The sequence below is a fragment of the Orrella sp. JC864 genome (genome assembly GCF_037026685.1).
In the GTDB taxonomy this organism is placed as follows: Bacteria; Pseudomonadota; Gammaproteobacteria; order Burkholderiales; family Burkholderiaceae_B; genus Orrella.
This window is the reverse complement of record NZ_JBANET010000005.1, coordinates 147,735-170,450: the sequence shown is the minus strand read 5'-3', so window position 1 is coordinate 170,450 and position 22,716 is coordinate 147,735. Positions and strand designations below refer to the sequence as shown.

Annotated in this window: 25 protein-coding genes; 8 read left to right on the top strand and 17 right to left on the bottom strand. The window is 70.1% G+C overall.

Features of this window, described 5'->3' with window-relative positions; genetic code table 11:
• Positions 1 to 49: 49 nt before the first annotated feature.
• From V8Z80_RS07075 to V8Z80_RS07050, 6 genes are all read right to left on the bottom strand, one after another.
• Positions 50 to 1,045: a LysR substrate-binding domain-containing protein gene (locus V8Z80_RS07075; RefSeq protein WP_336061496.1), complete on the bottom strand. Its 996-nt coding sequence runs from the start codon at positions 1,043 to 1,045 to the stop codon at positions 50 to 52.
• Positions 1,046 to 1,135: 90 nt separating this feature from the next.
• Complete coding sequence (locus tag V8Z80_RS07070) at positions 1,136 to 2,377, bottom strand: amidohydrolase family protein (protein ID WP_336061495.1); 1,242 nt, start codon at positions 2,375 to 2,377, stop codon at positions 1,136 to 1,138.
• 15 nt (positions 2,378 to 2,392) lie between these two features.
• On the bottom strand, positions 2,393 to 2,722 hold the full coding sequence (locus tag V8Z80_RS07065) for a hypothetical protein (protein ID WP_336061494.1): 330 nt from the start codon (positions 2,720 to 2,722) through the stop codon (positions 2,393 to 2,395).
• Entirely contained in the window at positions 2,709 to 3,074 is a 366-nt protein-coding gene (locus V8Z80_RS07060) for a Rieske (2Fe-2S) protein (protein WP_336061493.1), read from the bottom strand. Before V8Z80_RS07060 ends, V8Z80_RS07065 begins: the two co-directional genes overlap by 14 nt.
• A gap of 337 nt (positions 3,075 to 3,411) precedes the next feature.
• On the bottom strand, positions 3,412 to 4,380 hold the full coding sequence (locus tag V8Z80_RS07055; protein WP_336061492.1) for a Bug family tripartite tricarboxylate transporter substrate binding protein: 969 nt from the start codon (positions 4,378 to 4,380) through the stop codon (positions 3,412 to 3,414).
• A 6-nt stretch (positions 4,381 to 4,386) separates the two neighbouring features.
• Complete coding sequence (locus V8Z80_RS07050) at positions 4,387 to 5,418, bottom strand: uroporphyrinogen decarboxylase family protein (protein WP_336061491.1); 1,032 nt, start codon at positions 5,416 to 5,418, stop codon at positions 4,387 to 4,389.
• Positions 5,419 to 5,500: 82 nt separating this feature from the next.
• Here V8Z80_RS07050 and V8Z80_RS07045 point away from each other — a divergent pair, with 82 nt between their 5' ends.
• The gene (locus V8Z80_RS07045) at positions 5,501 to 6,235 is read left to right on the top strand and encodes a TVP38/TMEM64 family protein (RefSeq protein WP_336061490.1); all 735 of its coding nucleotides are present in this window, start codon (positions 5,501 to 5,503) and stop codon (positions 6,233 to 6,235) included.
• 56 nt (positions 6,236 to 6,291) lie between these two features.
• Here V8Z80_RS07045 and V8Z80_RS07040 read toward each other — a convergent pair whose 3' ends face one another.
• Entirely contained in the window at positions 6,292 to 6,975 is a 684-nt protein-coding gene (locus V8Z80_RS07040) for a GntR family transcriptional regulator (RefSeq protein ID WP_336061489.1), read from the bottom strand.
• Between the two features lie 190 nt (positions 6,976 to 7,165).
• Here V8Z80_RS07040 and V8Z80_RS07035 point away from each other — a divergent pair, with 190 nt between their 5' ends.
• The 5 genes from V8Z80_RS07035 (at position 7,166) to V8Z80_RS07015 (ending at position 12,240) form a co-directional block, all read left to right on the top strand.
• Positions 7,166 to 8,356 (top strand): CaiB/BaiF CoA transferase family protein, encoded by a 1,191-nt coding sequence (locus tag V8Z80_RS07035; protein WP_336061488.1) that lies wholly within the window; start codon positions 7,166 to 7,168, stop codon positions 8,354 to 8,356.
• Positions 8,346 to 9,122: an enoyl-CoA hydratase gene (locus V8Z80_RS07030; protein ID WP_336061487.1), complete on the top strand. Its 777-nt coding sequence runs from the start codon at positions 8,346 to 8,348 to the stop codon at positions 9,120 to 9,122. The genes V8Z80_RS07035 and V8Z80_RS07030 overlap by 11 nt, the downstream gene beginning before the upstream one ends.
• Positions 9,123 to 9,191: 69 nt before the next feature.
• Entirely contained in the window at positions 9,192 to 10,148 is a 957-nt protein-coding gene (locus V8Z80_RS07025; RefSeq protein ID WP_336061486.1) for a tripartite tricarboxylate transporter substrate binding protein, read from the top strand.
• A 69-nt stretch (positions 10,149 to 10,217) separates the two neighbouring features.
• Positions 10,218 to 10,685 (top strand): tripartite tricarboxylate transporter TctB family protein, encoded by a 468-nt coding sequence (locus V8Z80_RS07020; protein WP_336061485.1) that lies wholly within the window; start codon positions 10,218 to 10,220, stop codon positions 10,683 to 10,685.
• Positions 10,686 to 10,740: 55 nt separating this feature from the next.
• Positions 10,741 to 12,240, top strand: a complete 1,500-nt coding sequence (locus V8Z80_RS07015; protein ID WP_336061484.1) for a tripartite tricarboxylate transporter permease — start codon at positions 10,741 to 10,743, stop codon at positions 12,238 to 12,240.
• 13 nt (positions 12,241 to 12,253) lie between these two features.
• Here the strand turns inward: V8Z80_RS07015 and V8Z80_RS07010 are convergent, their stop codons facing one another.
• The 8 genes from V8Z80_RS07010 to apaG all read right to left on the bottom strand — a co-directional run bounded on the left by V8Z80_RS07010 (position 12,254) and on the right by apaG (position 19,555).
• Positions 12,254 to 13,264, bottom strand: a complete 1,011-nt coding sequence (locus V8Z80_RS07010; protein ID WP_336061483.1) for an ABC transporter substrate-binding protein — start codon at positions 13,262 to 13,264, stop codon at positions 12,254 to 12,256.
• 135 nt (positions 13,265 to 13,399) lie between these two features.
• Positions 13,400 to 14,584: an AI-2E family transporter gene (locus V8Z80_RS07005; RefSeq protein ID WP_442951948.1), complete on the bottom strand. Its 1,185-nt coding sequence runs from the start codon at positions 14,582 to 14,584 to the stop codon at positions 13,400 to 13,402.
• 12 nt (positions 14,585 to 14,596) lie between these two features.
• Positions 14,597 to 15,553, bottom strand: coding sequence for a D-2-hydroxyacid dehydrogenase family protein (locus V8Z80_RS07000; protein WP_336061482.1), 957 nt, complete (start codon positions 15,551 to 15,553; stop codon positions 14,597 to 14,599).
• An 87-nt stretch (positions 15,554 to 15,640) separates the two neighbouring features.
• Positions 15,641 to 15,832, bottom strand: coding sequence for a YqaE/Pmp3 family membrane protein (locus tag V8Z80_RS06995; protein WP_155192761.1), 192 nt, complete (start codon positions 15,830 to 15,832; stop codon positions 15,641 to 15,643).
• 79 nt (positions 15,833 to 15,911) lie between these two features.
• Positions 15,912 to 16,622: a DsbC family protein gene (locus V8Z80_RS06990; RefSeq protein WP_155192759.1), complete on the bottom strand. Its 711-nt coding sequence runs from the start codon at positions 16,620 to 16,622 to the stop codon at positions 15,912 to 15,914.
• 77 nt (positions 16,623 to 16,699) lie between these two features.
• The gene (locus tag V8Z80_RS06985; protein ID WP_336061481.1) at positions 16,700 to 17,860 is read right to left on the bottom strand and encodes an FAD-dependent monooxygenase; all 1,161 of its coding nucleotides are present in this window, start codon (positions 17,858 to 17,860) and stop codon (positions 16,700 to 16,702) included.
• Positions 17,861 to 19,174, bottom strand: coding sequence for a murein transglycosylase A (mltA, locus tag V8Z80_RS06980; RefSeq protein ID WP_155192754.1), 1,314 nt, complete (start codon positions 19,172 to 19,174; stop codon positions 17,861 to 17,863).
• A gap of 6 nt (positions 19,175 to 19,180) precedes the next feature.
• Positions 19,181 to 19,555, bottom strand: coding sequence for a Co2+/Mg2+ efflux protein ApaG (apaG, locus tag V8Z80_RS06975; protein ID WP_336061480.1), 375 nt, complete (start codon positions 19,553 to 19,555; stop codon positions 19,181 to 19,183).
• Positions 19,556 to 19,678: 123 nt separating this feature from the next.
• Between apaG and rpe the strand changes: the two genes are divergently transcribed.
• Together rpe and V8Z80_RS06965 are read left to right on the top strand one after the other, a co-directional pair.
• A complete protein-coding gene (gene rpe, locus V8Z80_RS06970) occupies positions 19,679 to 20,389 on the top strand; it encodes a ribulose-phosphate 3-epimerase (protein ID WP_155192752.1) in 711 nt (236 codons plus the stop codon).
• Positions 20,382 to 21,074 carry a phosphoglycolate phosphatase gene (locus tag V8Z80_RS06965; protein WP_336061479.1) on the top strand — a complete coding sequence of 231 codons (693 nt, stop codon included), beginning with the start codon at positions 20,382 to 20,384 and terminating at the stop codon, positions 21,072 to 21,074. The genes rpe and V8Z80_RS06965 overlap by 8 nt, the downstream gene beginning before the upstream one ends.
• 51 nt (positions 21,075 to 21,125) lie before the next feature.
• On the opposite strand, the gene V8Z80_RS06960 is transcribed toward V8Z80_RS06965, so the two are convergent.
• Entirely contained in the window at positions 21,126 to 22,061 is a 936-nt protein-coding gene (locus V8Z80_RS06960; RefSeq protein WP_336061478.1) for a sugar kinase, read from the bottom strand.
• Positions 22,054 to 22,683, bottom strand: coding sequence for a bifunctional 4-hydroxy-2-oxoglutarate aldolase/2-dehydro-3-deoxy-phosphogluconate aldolase (locus V8Z80_RS06955; RefSeq protein ID WP_155192745.1), 630 nt, complete (start codon positions 22,681 to 22,683; stop codon positions 22,054 to 22,056). The genes V8Z80_RS06960 and V8Z80_RS06955 overlap by 8 nt, the downstream gene beginning before the upstream one ends.
• Positions 22,684 to 22,716 lie beyond the last annotated feature (33 nt).

Below are 22,716 nucleotides of genomic sequence, written 5' to 3'. Positions count from 1 at the left end.
GCTGGGTGATCCCGCCCGCCGGTCCGCCGCGCGCGGGCCGGCCCACGCGCTAGCGGTGGAACCGGTCTAGCAGCCATTGCGTGAACAGCTGCACGGGCCTGCGCTGCGCGCGGCTCTCCGAACTGGTGAGGTAATAGCCGGTATCGGACTTCAGGCGATGCCCGCACAATTCCACCAGGCGGCCTTCCTCGATATCGCGGTTGACCAGCGGCGTGCGCCCCATGGCGATGCCCAGGCCGTCGATGGCGGCCTGCGAGGCCGCCAGCATGGTGTCGCAGCGCACCAGGTCGCTGAAATCCTCCACCGTGCAATCGAACAGCGCCAGCCATTCCGGCCAGTCGTCGCGAAACACCACCGAGCTGGTGACGATGCCTGTGTGGCGCAGCATGTCGCGCGCGCAGGCGATCGGCGAGCGGGCCAGCATGGCGGGGCTGCACACAGGGAAAAGCTCCTCCTGCGCCACCTTGTGGGCGGCCAGGCCGCTCCAGTTGCCGTTGCCGTAGCGTATCGCCACGTCGTAGTCGTAGACGGCGGCCGCGTCGAACGAGATGACCGTATCGAAGCGGATGACGATATGCGGGTAGCGGCGCCGGAAGTCCGGCAGCAGCGGCATCAGGCACTTGATGCCGAAGGCCGCCAGCGAGACGATGGACAGGCTTTCCTCGTCGCCGCGATCGAGCATGCGCTGCGTGGCCATCGACAGCACGTTCAGCGCCTGGCGCACCGCCACCAGGTATTCCCGGCCCGGCGCGGCCAGGCGCACGCCGTCGCGGTCGCGGATGAACAGCTGCGTGCCCAGCCTGTCCTCGAGCTTGCGGACCTGGTGGCTGACCGCCGTTTGCGTCAGGTTCAGTTCCTGCGCGGCCTTGGTGAAACTGCGCCGGCGCGCCACCGCCTCGAAGGCGCGCAGGCTGGACAGCGAAGGCGCCAGCGTGCGCAAGCGCCGTCCCGGGCGGGCCGCGTCGGCATCCTCGTCCCATCCGCCTGCTTCGTCCTGCGATGGATCCGCGCCGGGCTGCGCGCCCGGACCGCCCTTGCCTGCCATGCCGTCTCCCTTGCTTTTGTTCTGTGCAACGGGTGGCCAGGCCGGCGCGCCCGTCTGGCAGGGATTCTAATTCAGCGCGCCTTGGCGGCCTCAGGCCATCGCGGGCGCCGCCGACGCCTGCCCCGCCGGGAAGCGGCTGGAGACGTCCAGGTTGAACACACGCTGGGCATTGCCGCCCAGGATCTGGCGCCGCTCCTGCTCGGACAGGAAGGGCAGGTCCCAGATGACGCTGGGCAGGTCCATGTCCCAATGCGGGTAGTCCGAGGAGTACAGCAGCTGCGTGGGCGCGTCGATCATCTTGAAGGTCAGCTCCAGCGCCTCGCGGTTGTTGACCATTTCCATGGGCTGGCTGGTGTAGTACATCTCCCGCATGTATTCGCTGGGCAGGCGCTTGAGCGACGGGCATTCCGACTGGCGCATGCGATAGTCGTGGTCCAGCCGCTGCATCAGCCAGGGAATCCAGGCCAGGCCCGATTCGATCCAGATCACCTTGAGCCTGGGAAAGCGCTCGGGCAGGCCGTTGACCACCCAGTTGGCACAGTGCACCGCGTTAAAGAAGGTAAAGCCCACCGCATGCGCGGTGATGAAACGGTTGGCCAGCGAGGCCAGCGGATCGTTCCAGTGGTACGAAGCATGAAAGGAGATCGGCAGCCCGGTCTCCTCGAGCAGCCGGTAGGTCTTCATGTAGTCGTTGTGGTGGATGGGCTTGTAACGCGTGGACACCACCATGAAGCCGATCACGCCCTTGGTGCCGGCGTATCGCTTGACCATCTCGTAGGATGCCTGCGGGTCGTTGAAGGGCAGATAGAGCATCGAGCGCATGCGGTCGTTGTGCGCCAGCACGTGCTCGACCATCCAGCGGTTGTAGGCGCGCGCCATGTTGACCTCGACCTCGACCTGCGGATGCAGGCCCAGGAACAGCATGGGCGTGGGAAACAGGCAGGCGTAGTCCACGCTCATTGCGTCCATCCAGCGATGGGCCTGCATGACGTCGCGCTGCGCGCCGCTGGCCTGGACGGCCTCGCCCTTGCGGGTCATGTAGCGCGTGACCCGCCCGCCCACGTCCTGGTAGCCGGGCTGGTCGAACAGCACCGCGTTGGCGCCCTTGTACTGGTACATGTTCAGCGCCGTCTGGCGCAGCACGGGGTCCTCGATGTATTCGATGATGGGAAGCAGGTTGTCGGTTTCGTAGTGATGGCAATCCACGTCGACGATCAGCACCTCGTCCAGGCCGCGGGCCTCGGCCTGCCGCCGCGCATTGGCCAGGTGCTCGCCGGTGTGGAAGTTGTCGATCTGGCGGTGATAGGCGGTTTCGCTGGAATGAATGAGCATTTCGGTCTCCCTGGTTTATTTCATGCCGGACCAGGACTGCCACATGCCCAGCTCGAACAGTTCGAGATTGGCGCCGCGCAGCAGACCGGTCGTGGCGATCAGCACATTGGTGGAATTGCTCCGCTCGCCCGGCGCCAGGGGCGTGACCCGGCCGAGCCGCTCGGCATCGGCGCCGTAGACGGCGCACAGGGCCGAGAACATGGCCTGCACGGCCTCGAAGCGCAGCCCCAGCGCAGGACCGCCGGCGACGCTGTCCTCGAGCCGGCTCGCCAGCGCCTGCAGGGCGTCGCTGAGCTGCGCCCCGTCCAGGCCGGCCAGCGCCTGCGCGGCCTCAGACCTGCACATAGATTTCCCCCGCGCGCTCGAGGACCTCAAAGCGCCGCAGCGACCATTGGCCGTCGCCGGCGCTGGCGCCGGTGGCCGCGTCGAACTCCCAGCCATGCCAGGGACAGACGATGTGCAGGGTCTGGGGGTCGAAGCGCATGCCCTGGTAGCAGCGGTCCTCGTCGATGACTTCCTCGACCCGGTGGATCATCATGCCTTCGCAAACCGGGCCGCCCTGGTGCGGGCAGACGTTCAGGTAGGCCACCAGCCGGCCCTGGACCCGCATGACGCCGATTTGCTGGCCGGCATGTTCGATGAATTGGCGAGCGCCCTCGCCCAGCTGTTCCGAGCGTGCTACGAAGATTTCTGGCATGTGCTTTCCGTTGAAGGATGAACAGATGCCTATTGCAGCGGAGCGGCCCGGGGCGCATCAAACGATATTGCGCGCTTGCGGCATGAAGGGAATTCATGCCGGTGCCCGCAGCTTCCCTCTTGACCTTACAGATTTGCACAAAGATATGCGCACCCTGCCCGATGTGGTGCCGCGTTTTCCCGTAGACTTCCATCTTGGTGCAGGCGCCAGGATGCGAACCATCGTGGTGCGTGCACCTTCCCCTTGATCCGCGGCCGGTGCCGCGGGTTTTCAGCGCGGCGGCTCTCTTTCCTCCGGAAACGGGAGTGCCGCTCTTTTTTTGCCGCCGGGCCGCCGGTCAGTTCGCCACGATGCCGGCCGACTCGATCACCTTGGACCAGTACGCCGTGTCGGCCCGCACCGTCTCGCCCAGTTCGTCCGGCCCCTGGTAGCGCACCTGCACCCCGGCCGCCTCGGCCTTGGCGCGGGTTTGCTCGCGCGCCAGCCCCGCCTGCAGCGCCGCGCCCAGCTTGTCGATGGCGGGCCGCGGCGTGCCGGCCGGCGCGAACAGCGCCACCCAGGCATCCAGCTCGAAGCCGGCAAAGCCCTGCTCGGCCGAGGTGGGCACCTCGGGGATCATGGGATGGCGCGTCTTGCCCGCCACGGCGATGGCGCGCAGCTTGCCTTGCTGGATGTGGCCCATGACCGAGGGCGGCGTGGTGATGAACAGCTGCACGCGGCCCGAGAGCACGTCCTGGATGGCCGGGCCCGAGCCCTTGTAGGGCACGTGGGTCAGGTCCGCCCCGGTCATCTGCTTGAACAGCTCGGTGCCCACGTGCGGCACCGAGCCGCTGCCCTGCGAGGCATAGTTGACCTCGCCGGGATGGCGCCTGGCGTATTCGGCCAGTTCCTTGAGGCTGTGCACCGGCAGCGAGGGATGCACCACCACCACGTGCGGCGCCACGGCCACCATGCCCACCGGCTCGAAGGACTGGGCGTTCCAGCGCAGGTTGGTAAACATGGACGGATTGCCTACGTGATACATCGAGTACGAGGCCAGCAGCGTGTAGCCGTCGGGCCGGGCGCCGGCCACCATGCCATAGGCGATGTTGCCGCTGGCGCCGGCGCGATTGTCGATGACCACCGGCTGGCCCAGCGCCGTGGTCAGCGGCTCGCTGGCCAGGCGCGCGGCCATGTCGACGATGCCCCCCGGCGGCACGGGCACCACGATGGTGACGGGCCGCTCGGGGTAGTCCTGGGCTTGCGCCGCGCCGCCCAGGGCCAGCGCCGCCAGCGCGGGCAGGATGAAACGCTTGATCGCATCCATGCCGGCTCAGCCTTGCAGTTCGCGGCGCACCAGGGCCGCGCCCTGGACCATGGCGCGCATCTTGCCGAAGGCGACCTCGCGCGGCAGGTATTTCAGGCCGCAGTCGGGCGCGATGACCAGCCGCTCGGCCGCCACGTGCGGCAGCGCGCGGCGGATGCGCGCGGCCACGGTCTCGGGGCTTTCGATCTCGTGGGTGGACAGGTCCAGCACGCCCAGCATGATGTGCTTGTTGGGCAGTTTCTCAAGCACCGAGCAGTCCAGGTTCGATTGCGCGGTCTCGATGGAGATCTGGTGCGCCGAGCATTCGCACAGCTCGGGCAGGAAGGAATAGCCCGAGGGCCGGGCATGGATGACCGCGGCATAGCCGAAGCAGATGTGCACCGCCGTGGTGCCGGTGATACCCTGCAAGGCCCGGTTGAGCACGCCGATGCCGTACTGGCGGGCCTGCTCGGGACGGGCCTGCATGTAGGGCTCGTCGATCTGCACGACGTCGGCGCCGGCGGCGAACAGGTCGCGGATCTCCTCGTTGACCGCCACGGCGTAGTCCATGGCCATTTCCTCGTCGCTGGCGTAGTGGTCGTTCTGCGCCTGCTGGGCCATGGTGAAGGGGCCGGGCACGGTAATCTTGATCATGCGGTCGGTATGCTGGCGCAGGAACTGCACGTCGCGCACCTGCACGGCATGCCTGCGGCGGATCCTGCCGACCACGCGCGGCACCGGGTTGGGGTGGCCGCTGCGGTCCAGCGCGGTGCCGGGGTTGTCCAGGTCCACCCCGTCCAGGGCGGTGGCGAAGCGGTTGGAATAGCTCTCGCGGCGGATCTCGCCGTCGGTCACGATGTCCAGCCCGGCTTCTTCCTGTTCGCGGATGGCCAGGCGGGTGGCATCGTCCTGCGCCTGCTGCAGCCAGGGCTCGGGGATGCGCCACAGCTCGCTGGCGCGCACGCGCGGCGGGAAGCGCTCGCCCAGGCGCTTGCGGTCGATGAGCCAGTCGGGCTGGGCGTAGGACCCCACGAGGGTGGTGGGAAGCAACAGGGACATGATGGGCTCGCGGCAGGTTGGAAGAACCTGTCTTTATAGAAAAAATAGCGTGAAAAAGGCTGATGATTTGCTTGAGAAAAATTTGCGCAAGCGGCTTGCGCCAGGGCGGGGCCGCCCCCGCCGGCTGAGCGCGCGCCTGGCGGGCCTGTACCGGCGCTTCGCGCCGCTGGCCACCTTGGCGCTGGCCATCGCGCTGGTCGCCTTCGTGTGGCTGGCCACGCCGCTGCGCCAGTACATGGACATCGAGGAGTTCACCCGCATCGCGCAGCACCTGCAAAGCCTGCCGATGACGCCGCTGGTGGTGCTGGCCATCTACGTGCTGGGCAGCTTCGTGCTGCTGCCGATCTCGCTGACCATCGCCGCCACCGGCCTGGTGCTGGGCATCTGGCCCGGCCTGCCGCTGGCGCTGGCCGGCACCCTGCTGGCGGCCTGGGCCAACTTCGGCGCGGGCGCGGCCCTGGGGCCGCAGCGCCTGCGCCAGTACGCCGGCCGCCGGATCGACGCGTTCAGCCAGCACGTGGCCCGGCGCGGCGTGCGCGCGGTGATGGCGGTGCGGCTGGTGCCGGTGGCGCCCTTCCTGGTCATCAACCTGGTGGCCGGCGCCTCGCACATCAAGCTGCGCGACTACCTGCTGGGCACCTTGCTGGGCATGGCGCCGGGCATCGTCGTCAAGGTCGTGTTCGCCGACCAGATGGCCCAGGCGGCCCGCGAGTCGGACACGCTGTCGCTGCGTTGGCTGGCGCTGGGCGTGCTGGCGCTGGTGCTGGTGTTCTTCCTGGTGCGCCGGCGCCGCGCAGGCGGGGGCATCGGCGATTGAGCGGCCGCCAGCCGGACCCGCCTTCGCCGGGCGGCGGCCAGGCACGCGCCTTGCCGTCAGCCGCGCGCGGGCAGCGGCTCGTCCTCGGCCAGGTCGGTCAGCAGGCGCTGCTTGCCGGCCAGCACGTGCTGTTCGGCCAGTTCGCCCGCCAGGGCCACGTTGCCGGCCTTGATCGCATCGACGATCCCGCGGTGCTCGGCGTTGGAGCGCTGCATCTTGCCGTTGTAGTCGAAGAACTTGCGGCGAAACAGGTGCAGGTCGGCCACGTACTCGTTGTAGGCCCGCGCCGCGTGGCGGTTGTTGGAGAAGGCCAGGATCATTTCGTGAAAGCGCAGGTTCAGCTCGTAGTAGGCGGCCCCGTCACCGGCCGCCGCGGCCTGCCGCATCCGGTCCATCGCGTCCTCGAGCGCCTGCTCGCGCTCGGGCGAGAGGAACTCGGCCGCGCGCCGGGCCGCAAAGCCGAAGATCAGCGCCCGCAGGTCATAGCTCTCCAGCATGTCGCGCATGGACATCTGCCGCACGAACATGCCCCTGTGCGCAACCGCGGTGACCAGGCCGCTGCCGGCCAGGATGCGGATCGCCTCGCGGATGGGGCCGCGGCTGACCCCCATGCGCTGGGCCAGGGCGGCCTCGTTCAGGCGCGAGCCCGGCGCGATTTCCCCGGCATAGATCATCCGCTTGATTTCCTCGGCGGCGCTGGCCGCGAGCAGCGGCGCCTTTTTTTCGCTGGCGTCGTTCATGTATGGGGCTCCTGGGCGGCGATGGCCGTCGGCGCGGCATTGTAAACAGCGTACACGGCCCGCGACAGTTTAGAAAACGATCACTCTGAATCTACATTCTATTCTGATTGAATTGTTGACAGTTTATAGGAGTCTGCCTACTATCCTTTGAACAACGCGCCGCCAGGACGGCGCCAACCGGAGGAGACACATGGCAGCATCCGCCCCCTTGCCCCTGGCCCGCTTTCGCGTGATCGACCTGACCCGCGTGCGCGCCGGCCCCACCGCCGTGCGCCAACTGGCCGACTGGGGCGCCGAGGTCATCAAGATCGAGGAGCCGGTCAATGCCGCCACCGAAACCGAGATGGGCGGCGTGCGCCTGGGGCCCGATTACCAGAACCTGCAGCGCAACAAGAAAAGCCTGACGCTGAACCTGAAAAGCGAGGCCGGCCGCACGGTCATGCACCGGCTGGTGCGCCAGGCCGACGTGGTCATCGAGAACTACCGGCCCGACGTCAAGCACCGGCTTGGCATCGACTACGACACGCTCAAGGCCATCAATCCGCGCCTGGTGTATGCGAGCATTTCGGGCTTCGGCCAGGACGGCCCCTACGCCAGGCGCCCGGGCTACGACCAGATCGTGCAGGGCATGGGCGGCATGATGTCCGTCACCGGCCTGCCCGGTTCCGGTCCGGTGCGGGCGGGCATCGCGGTGGCCGACACCAGCGCCGGCCTGTACTGCGCCATCGGCATCCTGATCGCGCTGCTCGATCGCGAAGCGACCGGGCAGGGGCAATGGGTGCACACCTCGCTGCTGGAAGCCCAGCTGGCCATCCTGGACCTGCAGGCGGCGCGCTGGCTGGTGGCCGGCGAGGTGCCGGTGCAGGCCGGCAACGATCATCCCACCATCATCCCCACGGGGCTGTTCACCACCGCCAACGGCCCCATGACCCTGCAGGTGCCCGGCCAGCTGATGTGGGAGCGGCTGTGCAAGGCGCTGGAACGGCCGCAGTGGCTGACCGACCCGCGCTACCGCACCAATCGCGACCGCTCGCAGAACCGCGCGGCGCTGAACGCCGAGATCAACGCCATCCTGCAGACCGAGCCGCGCGAATACTGGATCGAAAAACTCAATGCCGCCGGCCTGGCCTGCGGCGCGGTCAACACCGTGGACCAGGCCTTTGCCGACCCGCAGGTCCGCCACCTGGGCATCGCCTGGCCGGTGCGCCATCCGCAGCTGGGCGACATCCAGCTAGTGGGACAGCCCATCCACAGCAGCCGCTACAGCCCGTGCGTGCGCAATGTCGCACCCATGCCGGGCGAGCACAACGACGAGATCCTGGCCGGCCTGGGGCTGGACGAGTCCGAGCTGCAGCAACTGAGGAGCGAACATGTCATCTGAGCCGACCCTGCATTACGGCGTGCAGGACGGTGTGGCGACGCTGCGCATCGACCACCCCGCCCGCCATAACGCCATGACGTTCCAGATGTGGCAGCGCCTGCCGGCGCTGGCGGCGCAGGCGCAGGACGACCCGGCCGTGCGCGTGCTGCTCTTGCGCGGCACCGGCGGCAAGGCGTTCTGCTCGGGCTCCGACATCTCGCAGTTCGGCGAGCGGCGCAGCACGCCCGAAGGTATCGCACTCTGGAACGGCACCGTGGTCCAGGCCGTGGACGCCCTGGCGCGCGTCGCCAAGCCCACCGTGGCCCTCATCGAGGGGCTGTGCATGGGCGGGGGCATGGGATTGGCCTTGCACTGCGACCTGCGCTTTGCCACCGAGGATGCCAGCTTTGCCATCCCGGCTGCCAAGCTGGGCGTGGCCTATTACCCCTCGTGGCTGCGCCGCCTGTCGGCGCTGGCCGGCCCGGCGGTGGCCAAGGAGCTGATGTTCACCGCCCGCCGCTACGACGCCCGGCAGGCCCTGTCCATCGGCCTGGTCAACGCGGCGGACGGCGTCGAAGCGGCCCTCGAGCGCGTGGCGCGCATGGCCGCGCTGGCGCCGCTGAGCCAGGCGGCCAGCAAGATGGCGATCGACGAAGCCGTGGCGCCTGGCACCCACGGCGAGCAGGCCTGCCAGCAGGCGCTGGAACGGTGCTTTGCCAGCGACGACTACAAGGAAGGACAGGCCGCGTTTCAGGCCAAACGCCCGCCTGTGTTCGTGGGCGCATAGCGGCGGCGGATCCGCTTGCAATAACAGCCGGGGCCGCAAGAGCCGCCGGCACGCCAAAGGAGAAAGACGATGAAAACCGTGCACAGCCTGTGCGCCAGGGCCCTGCTGGGCCTGGCCGCGCTGGGGATGTCGGCCGGCGCGCAGGCCGACTATCCCGAGAAAGACATGCGCATGATCATCCCGTTCGGCGCGGGCGGGGGCAGCGACATCCTGGCGCGTACCATCGGCGCGGTGATCGAGGAGCTGGGCCTGGCGCCGGTGCGCTTTACCTACGAGAACCTGCCCGGCGCCAGCAGCGCGCGCGGCTATCGCGAGGCCTCGCGGCGCAAGGGCGATCCCTACACGATGGCCACGGTCAGCGTCAGCTTCTTCACCACGCCGCTGATCACCCGCGCCCCCTTCAGCCAGGACGACTTCACGCCCATCGCGGCCATCTCCATGGCGCCCTACGTGCTGGCGGTCAAGGCCGACTCGCCCTTGCGCACCCTGCAGGACTTCGCCGCCGCCAAGCGCCTGACCACCGGCTCGGTGGGCGTGGTCTCGGACGCGCGCCTGCTTTCGGACATGCTCAGCAAACAGTTGCAGGTGCGCGTGGACGTGGTGCCCTTCGAGGGCGAGGGCGAGATCGTCACCGGCGTGCTGGGCAAGCACATCGACTTCCTGTTCAGCAACCCCAGCGAAGTGCTGACGCACATCGAGGCCGGCACCATGCGCCCCATCGCCGTTAGCGCCGGCCAGCGGCTGGGTTCGATGCCCGAGGTGCCTACCTTCAAGGAACAAGGCTACGACATCGAGCACACCATGCTGCGCAGCGTGGTCATGCCCGCCGGCGTCGAGCCCGAGGTGGTCGCCTACTGGGAGGACGTGCTGCGCAAGGTGGCGCACAGCCCGCAATGGAAGGCGCGCTACCTGGACCGCTACAAGGACGAGCCGCGCTTCGAGGACGCCAAGACCGCGGCCGCCTCGATGCGCCAGACCCAGGCGCGCTATACCGCGTTGCTCAAGGAACTGGAAATCATCAAGTAAGGACGCCTGTCCGGCTAGCGCGTCCGTTCATGGCGCGCGGGCCGGGCAGGCGCGGCGGAGTCCTCGAGCATGAAGATAGAACTGGTGGACCGCGCCTTCGCGGCGTTTCTTTTCCTGCTGGGCCTGTACATCGCGCTGTCGGCGCCGTCCTACGGCTACATCGACGGCGGCAATCCCGGCCCAGGCTTCTTCCCTTTCTGGATCGGCGCGCTGCTGGCCGGCCTGAGCGTGGCCAACTTCGTACGCAGCCTGGCCGGCCAGGAGAAGCTGGCCGAGACCCTGGCGCTGCGCGAACTGGCCAAGCCGCTGGGCATCGTGGCGCTGCTGGCCGTTTTTGTCCTGGTCAGCGAGCCGCTGGGCATGCTGCTGAGCACCGCGGCCCTGGTGCCGGCCCTGGCCGCGCTGATCCGGCCCCGCTGGGACAGGCGCTTTGCCGTGAAGGTGCTGGCCACGGCCGTGCTGTTTCCCTTGCTGGCCTGCCTGACCTTCGGCGTGTACCTGGACGTGCCGCTGCCGCGGGGCCTGCTGGGCTTCTAGCGGCCGGCGCTTTGTCCCTCCTGTTCGGGCCGGACGGCAAACACAAGGAATAACCATGGAATCGCTAGGCTTGTTGATCCAAGGCATCGGCCACGCCTTGACCTGGTCGGTGCTGGCCGCCACGCTGGCCGGCGTACTGATCGGGCTGCTGGTGGGCGTGCTGCCCGGACTGGGACCGGCGGCCGGGGTGGCCATCATGCTGCCGGTGGCGATCGGCTTTGGCGGCACCGAGGCCATCGCCGGGCTGGCCGGCATCTATTACGGCGCGATGTTCGGCGGCGCGGTCACCTCCATCCTGCTGGGCATCCCGGGCGAGTCCGCTTCGGTGATGACGGCGCTGGACGGCTATGCGCTGGCCAAGCAGGGCCGGGCCGGCGAGGCGCTGGGCATCAGCGTGTTCGCCTCATTCTTCGGCGGCCTGGTGGGGCTGCTGTTCATGGCCCTGCTGGCCCTGGCCATCGCGCGCGTGGCGATCCGCTTCGGCCCGGCCGAGATGACGGCGGTCATGGTGCTGGCCTTCTCGCTGGTCAGCGTGCTGGGCGGGCGCAACGTCCTCAAGGGCTTCGCCAGCCTGGCGCTGGGCGTGTGGATAGGCATGATCGGCATGGATCCCATCGCCGGCCCGCCGCGCTACACCTTCGGCCTGATGGACCTGATGGACGGCGTGGATTTCACCATCGTGGCGGTGGGCGTGTTCGGCCTGTCGGAGATCTTCTACAACATCTCGCACAAGAGCCAGGGCGCGCCGGTGGCCGCCTCGTATTCGCTGCGCAGCCTGCTGCCGCGGGTCGGCCACATGGTGCGCTGCAAGGGCGCGCTGCTGCTGGGCTCGGTCATGGGGCTGCTGGTGGGCGTGCTGCCGGGCGTGGGCGCCACCGCCGCCACCATGCTGGCCTACGCCGGCGCCAAGAAGCTCTCGCGCGATCCGCAGGCCTTCGGCCAGGGCGCCCTGGAAGGCGTGGCCGCGCCCGAATCGGCCAACAACAGCGCGGCCTACGTCTCGATGGTGCCGATGTTCACGCTGGGCATACCCGGCTCGGCCACCACCGCCATCATGCTCGGCGGCCTGCTGATGCTGGGCCTGCAGCCCGGCCCGCTGCTGTTCGCCAACGACAGCGAATTCGTCTGGACGGTGTTCGGCAGCTTCTGGCTGGGCAACCTGATGCTGCTGTTCATCACCTTGCTGATGATCCCCCTGCTGGCCAGCGTGGTGTTCATCTCCACCGCCCTGCTCTACCCCGTGGTGATCGGCCTGATCCTGTTCGGGGTGTACTCCATCAACTACAACATGCTGGACGTGCTGCTGGTGCTGGCCGCCGGCGGCCTGGGCTTCTTCATGCTCAAGCTGCAGTATTCGGCCATCCCGCTGATCCTGGGCGTGGTGCTGGGCCCCATGCTGGAGAACAACGTGCGCCGCACGCTGATCCTGTCCGACGGCGGGCTGGACGTGTTCTTCGGCAAGCCGATCGCGCTGGGCCTGTTCGTGCTGGCCGCGCTGGTCGTGGCGCTGCCGCCGGCCGCGCGCTGGGCGCGGCGGCGCATGGCCGGCGGCTAGACGGCCCTACGGCCTACAGCGCCGCCTGCACCCGCTCGGCGACCTCGGGCGGCAGCCAGCCGCGCCAGACCTGGCTGTGCCGCTTGAAGAAATATTGCGCGGCCGCTTCGGCCTCGGCGCCTTCGCGCTCCATCCAGCCCAGCGTGTCGTCGATGACGGCCTCGGGCATGTGCAGCCGGGAAAAGAACTCGGTCAGCCTGGGCGCCTTTCTGGCGAATTCGGCGTTCAGGCCCGTGACGACCTTGTTGACGCGGAACGCGGTCGGCACGGGGTCTTCGCACTTGGGATCGGTCAGGCAGGTGTAGGCCTGGGCGTCGTAGGGCGGCAGCTCCAGCTTGACCAGGTCCAGCGCGCCCACCAGCGCGGTGGGCGTCCAGTAGTAGAAGACGATGTCGCGCTTGCGCTTGTAGGCCGAGACGATCGCGGCCTTTTGCGCGGCGCCCGCCCCGGGCGCGAACAGCGCATAGTCGTCTTCCAGTTTCAGGCCCCGCAGCAGGTTGACGTTGAGCGTGTCGCAGGCCCAGCCGGCCGGACAGCCGTAGATGCGGCCCTTGCTGGGGTCCTCGGGGTCGGCGAAGGTGTCCTTGTAGCGCGGCAGGTCGGCGGCGCGCTTGAGCCCGGGCAGCCGTTCGGCCGTGTAGCGCGGGATGTACCAGCCCTCGCCCGCGTCGAACACGTGGCCCACGCCGATGATCCGGCCCGAGGCCAGCGCCTTTTCCCAGGCCACCTCGATCTGGCCGGGCCAGACTTCGGGCGTGACCTCGACATCGCCGCGCTGCAGGGCGGCCAGCATGGCCAGTGTCTCGCCGGCCTCGGTGGAGGTCTGGCAGCCATAGCCGTGTTCGAGGATGAACTGCTCGATCTCGACCAGCAGCAGGTTCGATTCCCAGTTCAGGCCCGAAAAGCGCACCGGCGTATCGACTTCGCAGACCGGTTCGGCGGCCAGGGCGGGCGCGCCGGCGATGGCCAGGCAGGCGGCGGCCAGCGCGGCCAGGCGGGATCGGAGGAAAAGAAAAGCGCGCAACGTCTTGCTCCTGGCGCTGCCGGCCCGCGGTCGCGGGCGCCCCGGCGCGACGATCGGACCGATCTTAGCCCGCCGCGCCGGCACCGGCTGTAAAAAGGTTTGACCGCCCGGCCGGCCCCGCGGCCGCCGGGCCGCTTAGCGCAGCTTGTCGTGCGCGCCCTTGGGCTGCCCGGCGCCCTGCGCGGGGCGCGGCCCGGCGTCCGCGTCCGGGCCGGCCTGCGCCTGAGCCAGGTTCTGCTTATGGCCGCGCACGCGCAAGGCGTCGGTTTCTTCCTGCACGTCGCGCAGCCATTCGCGCCAGACCGCCACCAGCAGCGCCATCAGCACCGGACCGATGAACAAGCCCACGAAACCCATGGTCTTGACGCCGCCGACCAGGCCGAAGAAGGTGGGCAGGAAAGGCAGCTTGACCGGGCCGCCGACCAGCCGCGGGCGCAGGGTCTTGTCGACGATGAAAAGCTCGACCGAGCCCCAGACGAACAGGGCCACGCCCGCCACCAGCTGGTCCGAGCCGATCAGGTAGAGCGACACCAGCGTGAACGACAGCGGCGCCCCGCCCGGGATCAGCGCCATGAAGCCGGTGATCACGCCCAGCAGCACCGGCGAAGGCACGCCGGCGATCCAGTAGGCCAGGCCCAGCACCACGCCCTCGCCGATGGCGATCAGCCCCATGCCGGTGACGGTGGCGCTGATGGTGGCCGGCACCACGCGCGAGAAGCGCTGCCAGCGCGCCGGCAGGATGCGCTCGCCCAGCAGGTCGAGCTGGGCCGAGATGCGGTCGCCGTCCTTGTAGACGAAGAACAGCGTGATCAGCATGAAGAGCACGTTCAGGGCCAGGCTGAAGACGTTGCCGGTGGCCGAGAGCACCACGCGGTAGATGTTGCCCAGGTGCTGGCCGCTGAACACCTGCACCCAGTGGCCCAGCGCATGCGGCTCGCCCAGGTATTGCTCCCAGTAGGCGCCCAGCCGCTCGCCGACCACCGGCAGCGAGAGGATCCAGCGCGGCACGGCCACGCCGTCGCGGTTGGCCGCCAGCAGCCAGGCGATGGCGCTGCCGGCCTCTTTGATGGCGTAGGACAGCGCCAGCGACAGGGGCACCACGGCCACCAGGATGACCACCACGATGGCCACGCTGGCGGCCAGCGTGGTGCGCCCGCCGCACATGGCCACCCAGCGCTGGTAAAGCGGCCAGCTGGCAAAGCCGATGATCAGCGCCACCAGCACGGGCACGAGGAAGCCGCCGAAGAAATACACCCCGGCGATCAGGACCAGGACGAGCAGCCAGCGGGCGACGGAGGAGGCGGGAAAGACGGGAGGCATGCGCGTCCGGGTTCAGTTGAGCACTCGCAGCGGCACCCCGCCCATCCAGCTGGCGATGGCCTCGACCGCGTGGCCATAGAAGGCCTGGAAGTTGGGCTGCGAGACGTAGCCCAGGTGGGGCGTCAGGATGACGTTATCGAGCTGGCGCAGGGCGTCGGACTCGGGCAGGGGTTCTTGCTCGAACACGTCCAGCCCGGCGCCGGCGATGGCGCGCGCCTGCAGCGCCTGCAGCAGCGCGGCGTTATCGACCAGGCCGGCGCGCGCGGTGTTGATCAGGTAGGCGCTCGGGCGCATGGCGCGCAAGGCCGCGGCGTCGACCACGCCAGCCGTGGAGGCCGAGAGCACCAGGTGCAGGCTGACGATGTCCGAGGCGGCGAACAGCTCCTGCTTGCCCACCCGCTGCACCCCGGCCTGGCGGGCGCGCTCGTCGGTCAGGTTGGGGCTCCAGGCCTGCACCTGCATGCCGAAGGCCAGGCCCACGCGCGCCACGTGCTGGCCCAGCTTGCCCAGCCCGACCACGCCCAGGCGCTTGCCGGCCAGCCCTTCGGGCATGGCGCTTTGCCAGCCCCCCGCGCGCATGCCCGCCGCTTCCTGGGGAATGCGCTTGGTCAGGCCCAGGATCAGGGCCCAGGCCAGTTCGCCAGTGGCGTTGGCGCTAAGCGGATCGCCCGGCGCGCCCGAGACCGTGATGCCCTGCCGGCGCGCCGCCTGCATGTCGATGGCGTTGTTGCGCAGCCCCGTGGTCACCAGCAGCTTCAGGCGCGGCAGGCGCTCGAGCAGCCCGGCGGGGAACGGCGTACGCTCGCGCATGGCCACCACCACGTCGAAATCCTGCAGCACCTGGGCGCGCACGTCCTGCTCCGGCGGCAGCGGATCGGTAAAGAAGATGACCTCGGCCTGGTTGAGCCCGGTCCAGTCGGCCAAGCCGCTGGCCACGTTCAGGTAGTCGTCGAGCACGGCGATTTTCACGCGCGGCCTCCTGGCAGGTGAACGGATGGGCGCCGCATCCGGGCGGCGTCACGCTCGGCGGCGGGGGCGCTTGCGCGCCCCGGCGGATCAGCGGCCGGACAAGGCCCGCTCGATCTTTTTGTCTGTCTTGTATTGGCTCAAGGCATAGACGGACCAGATGGCGGCGGGGATCCAGCCGATCAGGGTCAGTTGCAGGACCAGGCAGATGATGCCGGCAAAGGGGCGGCCGATGGTGAAAAACTGCAGCCAGGGCAGCAGCAGGGCAAGAAGCAAGCGCATGGGCGATTCCTTATAAAAAACCGAAGCCGCCCCCGCGTGGGCGGCCCACCCGCAGCCTACCAGATGCGGGCGGACGGGATCATTTCAAGCGGCGCTCGAGCGCCTCGCGCGTCAGGGCGCCGGGCGCGCGCGTGCCGTCGGCGAAGAACAGCGTCGGGGTGCCCCGCACCATCAGCTTCTGCGCCAGGGCGATGACCTGGTCGGCGGGATGCTCGCAAGTGGCCCGCGCAGGAGGCTTGTTGCGCAGCATCCAGTCGTCCCAGGCCCGCACGGGGTCGCCGGCGCACCAGACGTCGCGGACCTTCTCGTGCGAGTCGGGCGTCAGGATGGGCAGCAGGAAAGTGTAGAGCGTGACGTTGTCGACGTCCTCGAGCGTGTGGCGCATCTGCTTGCAGTAGCCGCAGTTGGGGTCCTCGAAGATGGCCAGCCGCCGCGAGCCGTCGCCCTTGACCTGTTTGACCGCCAGCGCGAGCGGCAGTTCGTCGAAGGGCACGGCCAGCAGCGCCTCGCGGCGCTCGCGGGTCAGGTCGCGGCGGGTCTCGGCGTCGATGAGCGTGCCGTCCAGCAGGAAGGTGACCTGGGCATCGGTGTAGACCAGGTCGCTGCCGACCTGCACCTCGTACAGGCCGTAGGGCGTCAGGCGCACGGCCGCCACCGGCACGTCGTTGAAACGCTCGGAAAACAGCTTGCGCACGGCCTCGGTGTCGGCCTCGGCGTCCTGGGCGGCCTGCGCGATGCCGCCCAGGCCCAGCAGCCAGGCCAGGGCCAACGCGCCTGCCCGGGCCCGCATGCCGCGACGGGCGCCGCTGGGCCGCCTTGCCGGGGAGAAACTTGCCTGCGTCGATTCTTGCATCGGAATTGCCACCCTCATTGTTCGGAAGCCCGCGCGATCAGCTGCCGCTTGACCCAGGGCAGGCGCTCGACGCCATGCATGCCCGCGTTGCGCAGCCAGCGGGCCAGGCCCCAGGGCGCGTCAAAGAGCTGCTGCAGCCCGTCGGTGGCCAGGCTCATGGCCAGGACCGGCTCGGCGCGCGCGCGCCGGTAGCGGCGCAGCACGCGCGGATCGCCGGCCGGACGGAATGCCTCGCGGCCGGCGACCGCCTGCGCCAGGGCCTTGGCGTCGGCCAGGCCCAGGTTCAGGCCCTGGCCGGCCAGCGGATGCACGCGGTGCGCCGCATCGCCCACCAGCGCCAGGCGTTCGCCGATCATAGCCGAGCTTTCCAGCGTCAGATCAAAACCCAGCAGCGGCTGGCGCGGCGCGAGCTCGCCCAGCACGCCGCCGGTGGCCTGCGCCAGCCGCTCGGTAAGCACACGCGCCTGCTCGCCGGCGGGCAAGGCCTGCAGCGCACGCGCTGGCTCGGCTTTCATGGACCACACCATGGACACCTGCGCGCCCTGCGCCGTATCGGGCAGCGGCAGCAGGGCCAGCACGCCGTCCTCGCGGAACCACTGGAAGGCGCAGCCGCCGTGGGCCAGGCGCGCGTCCAGGTGGGTGACCAGGCCGACGGCGTCGTAGGGCCGCGCCTCGGCCCGCACCCCGGCGGCGGCGCGCAAGGCCGAGCGCGCGCCGTCGGCGGCCACGGTCAGTTCCGGACGCAGCCGGCGCCCCGAGGCCGTGATCAGTTCGCCCTGCTCGTAGGAGGCATAGTGCTCGGCGATCCACTCGATGCCGCGGATCTGCACGGCCTGGGCCAGCGCGCGCTCGATCTCGCCGGCCTCGACGATCCAGGCCATCTGCGCGCGCGCGGCCTGCCAGGCATGCAGCAGCACACGCCCGCCCGCATCGCCGCGCACGTCCATGGACTGCACCTCGGCGATGCGCCCGGCCGGCAGCGCGTCCCAGGCGCCCAGCTCGGCCAGGAAAGCCTGGCTGGCCGGCGAGATGGCGTAGACGCGCGGGTGGTACAGCTCGCCGGCCGGCGGCACCGGCTTGCGCGGCCCCAGCAGGGCGACCTGCTGTCCCGCGCGCGCCAGCGCCAGGGCGCTGGCCAGCCCCACGATGCCGCTGCCGCAAACGAGGATGCTCATTCAGCGTGCCTTGGGCTGGCCGGCGGCGCGCGGCCACAGCACCCACATCTGGCCACGCTGCTTCATGCGCCCGGCCAGGGCGCCGGCCGCCTCGCCGTAGCCCCAGTAGTAGTCGGCCCGCGCCGCGCCCCGGATGGCCGCGCCGGTGTCCTGGGCGAATACCAGGCGGTTCAGCGGCTGGGTGCTGGCCGGCTGGGTGGTGGACAGGAAGACCGGCGTGCCCAGCGGCACGAAGCTGGCGTCCACGGCGATGGAACGCCCCCCGGTCAGGGGAATGGCGTACGCGCCCTTGGGACCGGCCTCGGGATCGATCACGGGCTCCTCGCTAAAGAACACCATGGCCGGATTGACGTTGAGCATTTCCTGCACGCGGCCCGGATTGCGCTGCGCCCAGGCGCGGATGTTCTGCATCGAGGTCTGGGCCAGCGGCAGCTCGCCCTGGTCGGCCAGCCAGCGGCCGATCGACACATAGGGCCGGCCGTTGTGGTCGGCGTAGGCCATGCGGATGGTGGTGCCCGCGCCCGGGCCCTCGGCCAGCTCGACGCGCCCCGAACCCTGTATCTGCAGGAAGAAGGCATCGACCGGATCGTCCACCCACACCAGCGCCTTGGGCTGGCGATGGCTGGCGGCCGCGATCTCGGCGCGCGTGTCGTAGGGCACCACGCGGCGGCCTTCGAGCTTGCCGCGCACGCGCTTGCCGGCCAGCTCGGGATAGACCGAGCCCAGGTCGATGGTCAGCAGGTCCTCGGGCGGCGCGTACAGCGGCCACTGGTACTTGCCGCCCTGGCGGCGCGAGCCGCGCACCAGGGGTTCGTAGTAGCCGGTGACGGTGTTGGCCGCGGGCTTGCCCTGCGCATCGAGCAGGCGCCAGGGCTGCAGGTGGGTTTGCAGGAAGCGGCGCACCGCGGCGGCGTCGGCCGGGTCGGGGGCCTGGGCCGGATCGGCCGCGGCCGCGCACACCGGCTGCCAGTCGCGCGGGGCCGCGCGCGCCGGCGCGGTCAGCGGCCCGCCGGTCGGGCGCATCAGTCCGCGGCAATTGCGCAGGAAGGCGTCCCAGGCGCCGCGCATGTCGTCGGCGTTCCAGCCGGGCAGCTCGGCAAAGCCGGCCTGCGCCCAGCGGCCGGCCAGCTGGCGCGGCGCGGTGTCGGGCAGGCGCGCAAGCGGCGGCACCACCAGCGGACCCTCGAGGGCGGGCACGCCGGGCGCCGGGGCCCCGGGCACGCCCGTATCGGGCGGCGCGTCCTGGCGGCTGGTGGGCGTGGAGCAGGCGGCCAGCATGGCCGTCACGGTCAGGACTGCGGAAAGACGCTTCATAAAGGCTCAGTGCAGGGTGCGCGGCATGGCCAGCACGAATTCGGAAATGGGGACTTCGAAGGGGATGCCGTTCTCGCCCACGCAATGGTAGGTGCCGCGCATGGTGCCCACCGGGGTGGGCAGCGGACAGCCGCTGGTGTATTCGAAGGTTTCGCCCGGCGCAAGCAGCGGCTGCTGGCCGACCACGCCCAGGCCGCGCACTTCCTGCTCGCGCTGGTTGCCGTCGGTGATGATCCAGTGGCGCGCGATGACCTGCGCCGGCCGCTCGCCGGTATTGGTGATGCGCACCGTATAGGCGAAGACGTACTGCTGCGCGGCGGGATCGGATTGCTCGGGCACGAAACGCGGTGCCACGACTACGGTGAGATCGTATGGTTTCACGGGCGGTTCCGGGGTAAGGCCCTTGGGCCGGGCGCGCCTGGCCCCGCCAGGCGGCCCCGGCGGGCGGGGCATGCGCCGAACTGCAATAATGGCACATTATGCCCTTGCCATCCGGCCCCGATCATGCCCGACCGTAATCCCCTGCCCCCCGCCCGCATCGCCCCCAGCATCCTGTCGGCCGATTTCGCCCGCCTGGGCGAGGAAGTCCGCGACGTGGTGGCGGCCGGCGCGGACTGGATCCATTTCGACGTGATGGACAACCATTACGTGCCCAACCTGACCATCGGCCCCATGGTCTGCGCCGCCATCCGGCCCCACGTGCAGGTGCCCATCGACGTGCACCTGATGGTCGAGCCGGTCGATGCGCTGATCCCCGAATTCGCCAAGGCCGGCGCCAACCTCATCACCTTCCACCCGGAAGCCTCGCGCCACGTGGACCGCACGCTGTCGCTGATCCGCGACCACGGCTGCCAGGCCGGGCTGGTCTTCAACCCGGCCACGCCCCTGGCCTGGATGGACCACGTGATGGACAAGCTCGACCTGGTGCTGCTGATGTCGGTCAACCCCGGCTTTGGCGGGCAAAGCTTCCTGCCCTCGACGCTGGCCAAGCTGCGCGATGCGCGCCACCGCATCGACGCCTGGGCGCGCGTGGGCGGCCAGCCCATCGCCCTGGAGATCGACGGCGGCGTCAAGATCGACAACATCGCCCAGATCCGCGCCGCCGGCGCGGACACCTTCGTGGCCGGCTCGGCCATCTTCGGCAAGCCCGACTACAAGACCGTGATCGACGCCATGCGCGAGCAGATCGCCCTTGCGGAGACCCTCAGTGCCTGACGCCCGCGCCTTCGACGCCGTCCTGATCGACCTGGACGGCACCTTGCTCGACACCATCCCCGACCTGGCCCACGCGGCCAACGCCATGCGCGTGGAGCTGGGCATGGCGCCGCTGCGCCAGGCCATGCTGGCCACCTTCGTGGGCAAGGGCACCGAGCACCTGGTGCGCCGCACACTGGCGGCCGACCGCGACCCGGGCGAGCCCGACCCCGAGCGCTTCGAACAAGCGCTGGCCTCCTTCCATCGCCACTACCACCTGGTCAACGGCGACAGGTCCACGCTGTTCCCGGGGGTGCTCGAAGGGCTGGCAGCGATGCGCGGCCAGGGGCTCAAGCTGGCCGTGGTCACCAACAAGCCCACCGCCTTCACCGAGCCGCTGCTGGTCAAGGCCGGCCTGGCCAGGTTCTTCGATGCGGTGGTGTGCGGCGACACCACGCCGCGCAAAAAGCCGGACCCGGCCCCCGTCCTGCACGCCTGCGCGCTGCTGGGCGTGCAGCCGGCCCGCTGCCTGGCGATCGGCGATTCGATGAACGACGCGCAGGCCGCGCGCGCGGCCGGCTGCAAGGTGCTGGCGGTGCCGTACGGCTATAACGAAGGCCAGGACGTGCGCACGCTGGACGTGGACGGCATCGTGGCGTCGCTGGACGAGGCCGCCCGCTGGGCGGCCCAGGCCCAGCCCGCCTGAGGCCCCGGCGGGCCGGCGGCCGGGCCTGCGCAAGGCCCGGGCCTGCCGCCGCTAGCTTTGCGCCCGCGCCATGAAAGCCCGCACCTCGTCGGCGCGCGGCAAGGCGGCCACCGCGCCATAGCGCGTGGTCGACAGCGCCGCGGCCGCATTGGCGTACTCGACCGCCTGGATCCAATCGTCGCCGGCCGACAGGCGGGCCAGCAGGCTGCCCGCGAAGCAGTCGCCCGCGCCGGTGGCATCGACCGCCTCGACCTTGCATGGCGCCACGGCGTGGCGGCGGCCGTCGTGGTCCAGCATCACGCCGTCGCGGCCGCGCTTGAGCACCACCACGGCGCGGGGATTGACCGCGCGCGTCCAGTCCAGCACCGCTTGCGGCGCCTGCAGGCCGGTCAGCTGCTGCATGTCGTCCATGCCGGGCAGGAACACGTCGGCCTGGGCGATGGCCTCGCGCAGGATGGCGCGGGCGCGCGCCAGCGGCCACAGCTTCAGGCGCAGGTTGGCGTCCAGGCAGACCCGGGTGCCGGCCTGGCGGGCCCGCTCCATGGCGGCGAAGACGGTATCGCAGGCGCTCTGGCTCAGCCCCAGGCTGATGCCCGAGACGTGCAGAAAGCGCGACCGCTCGATCAGGCCGCTGTCCAGGTCGGCCGGCTGCATGCGCGAGGCGGCCGAATGCCGGCGCACGTAGCTGAACCGGTGGCCCTGCTCGTCGTGCTCGATGAAGTACAGGCCGTTGTTGGCTTCGGGATCCTGGACCATGCCCGAGGCGTCCACGCCTTCGCTGCGCCAGGCCTCGCGCAGCAGGCGGCCGAAGTCGTCGGCCCCGCCGATGCGCCCGATATAGCTGGTGCGCGCGCCCTGGCGCGCCGCCGCCACCACGGCGTTGAAGGTATCGCCGCCGATGCCCTGGCGAAAGCCGGGCTGGCCGCGCTCGATCTGGTTGAACTCGATCAGGGGCTCGCCCAGCCCGAGGACGTCGAAGTCACGCATGGGCCGCCTCCAGGATGGCGCGCGCGCCAGCCACCACCGCGGCGGTGTCGCGCGCGGCAAAGGCCTGCTTGTCGAACAGGCTGGAGCCGATGCCCACGAACGTGGCGCCCGCCTTGAAATAGTCGGCCATGTTGCCGCGCGCGATGCCTCCTGTCGGGCAGAAGGCCGCCTCGGGAAACACGGCGCGCAGGGCGGCCAGGTGGGCCGGCCCGCCGGAGTCGGCCGGGAATATCTTGACCACGTCGGCGCCGGCGCGCAGGGCGGCCAGCACTTCGGTCGGCGTGAACGCGCCCAGTAGGCACAGGGCGCCGGCCTGGCGCGCGGGCGCGACGATCTCGGTGGCCACGGCCGGCGAAACCAGGAAGTCGGCGCCGGCGGCCAGCACGGCCTCGGCCTGCGCGGCATCGGTCAGGGTGCCCACGCCCAGCAGCAGCCTGTCTCCATGCTGCTGGCGCAGCGCGGCCAGCACCTGCGCCACGCCGGGAATGGTCCAGGTCAGCTCGAGGCTGGCAAAGCCGGCTTGCGCGGCCGCCTCGGCCGCGTAGAACGCCGTGTCGGCGTCGGCATAGCGCAGCACCGGGACCACGCGCGCCTGGGTCAATCGGGACAATCGGGAAGTCATGAAGCGGCCTTCTGTGCGGTGGGCGGGACGGCG

Bases quoted from the DNA above. Each gene is read 5' to 3' on its own strand.
- V8Z80_RS07075 (WP_336061496.1), bottom strand. From the start codon at position 1,045: ATGGCAGGCAAGGGCGGTCCGGGCGCGCAGCCCGGCGCGGATCCATCG.
- V8Z80_RS06995 (WP_155192761.1), bottom strand. From the start codon at position 15,832: ATGCGCTTGCTTCTTGCCCTGCTGCTGCCCTGGCTGCAGTTTTTCACC.
- V8Z80_RS07035 (WP_336061488.1), top strand. From the start codon at position 7,166: ATGGCAGCATCCGCCCCCTTGCCCCTGGCCCGCTTTCGCGTGATCGAC.
- V8Z80_RS07005 (WP_442951948.1), bottom strand. From the start codon at position 14,584: ATGCCTCCCGTCTTTCCCGCCTCCTCCGTCGCCCGCTGGCTGCTCGTC.
- V8Z80_RS07055 (WP_336061492.1), bottom strand. From the start codon at position 4,380: ATGGATGCGATCAAGCGTTTCATCCTGCCCGCGCTGGCGGCGCTGGCC.
- V8Z80_RS06990 (WP_155192759.1), bottom strand. From the start codon at position 16,622: ATGCGGGCCCGGGCAGGCGCGTTGGCCCTGGCCTGGCTGCTGGGCCTG.
- V8Z80_RS06955 (WP_155192745.1), bottom strand. From the start codon at position 22,683: ATGACTTCCCGATTGTCCCGATTGACCCAGGCGCGCGTGGTCCCGGTG.
- V8Z80_RS07030 (WP_336061487.1), top strand. From the start codon at position 8,346: ATGTCATCTGAGCCGACCCTGCATTACGGCGTGCAGGACGGTGTGGCG.
- V8Z80_RS07050 (WP_336061491.1), bottom strand. From the start codon at position 5,418: ATGTCCCTGTTGCTTCCCACCACCCTCGTGGGGTCCTACGCCCAGCCC.
- rpe (WP_155192752.1), top strand. From the start codon at position 19,679: ATGCCCGACCGTAATCCCCTGCCCCCCGCCCGCATCGCCCCCAGCATC.
- mltA (WP_155192754.1), bottom strand. From the start codon at position 19,174: ATGAAGCGTCTTTCCGCAGTCCTGACCGTGACGGCCATGCTGGCCGCC.
- V8Z80_RS07060 (WP_336061493.1), bottom strand. From the start codon at position 3,074: ATGCCAGAAATCTTCGTAGCACGCTCGGAACAGCTGGGCGAGGGCGCT.
- V8Z80_RS07070 (WP_336061495.1), bottom strand. From the start codon at position 2,377: ATGCTCATTCATTCCAGCGAAACCGCCTATCACCGCCAGATCGACAAC.
- V8Z80_RS06985 (WP_336061481.1), bottom strand. From the start codon at position 17,860: ATGAGCATCCTCGTTTGCGGCAGCGGCATCGTGGGGCTGGCCAGCGCC.
- V8Z80_RS07065 (WP_336061494.1), bottom strand. From the start codon at position 2,722: ATGTGCAGGTCTGAGGCCGCGCAGGCGCTGGCCGGCCTGGACGGGGCG.
- V8Z80_RS07020 (WP_336061485.1), top strand. From the start codon at position 10,218: ATGAAGATAGAACTGGTGGACCGCGCCTTCGCGGCGTTTCTTTTCCTG.
- V8Z80_RS07040 (WP_336061489.1), bottom strand. From the start codon at position 6,975: ATGAACGACGCCAGCGAAAAAAAGGCGCCGCTGCTCGCGGCCAGCGCC.
- V8Z80_RS07025 (WP_336061486.1), top strand. From the start codon at position 9,192: ATGAAAACCGTGCACAGCCTGTGCGCCAGGGCCCTGCTGGGCCTGGCC.
- V8Z80_RS07015 (WP_336061484.1), top strand. From the start codon at position 10,741: ATGGAATCGCTAGGCTTGTTGATCCAAGGCATCGGCCACGCCTTGACC.
- V8Z80_RS06960 (WP_336061478.1), bottom strand. From the start codon at position 22,061: ATGCGTGACTTCGACGTCCTCGGGCTGGGCGAGCCCCTGATCGAGTTC.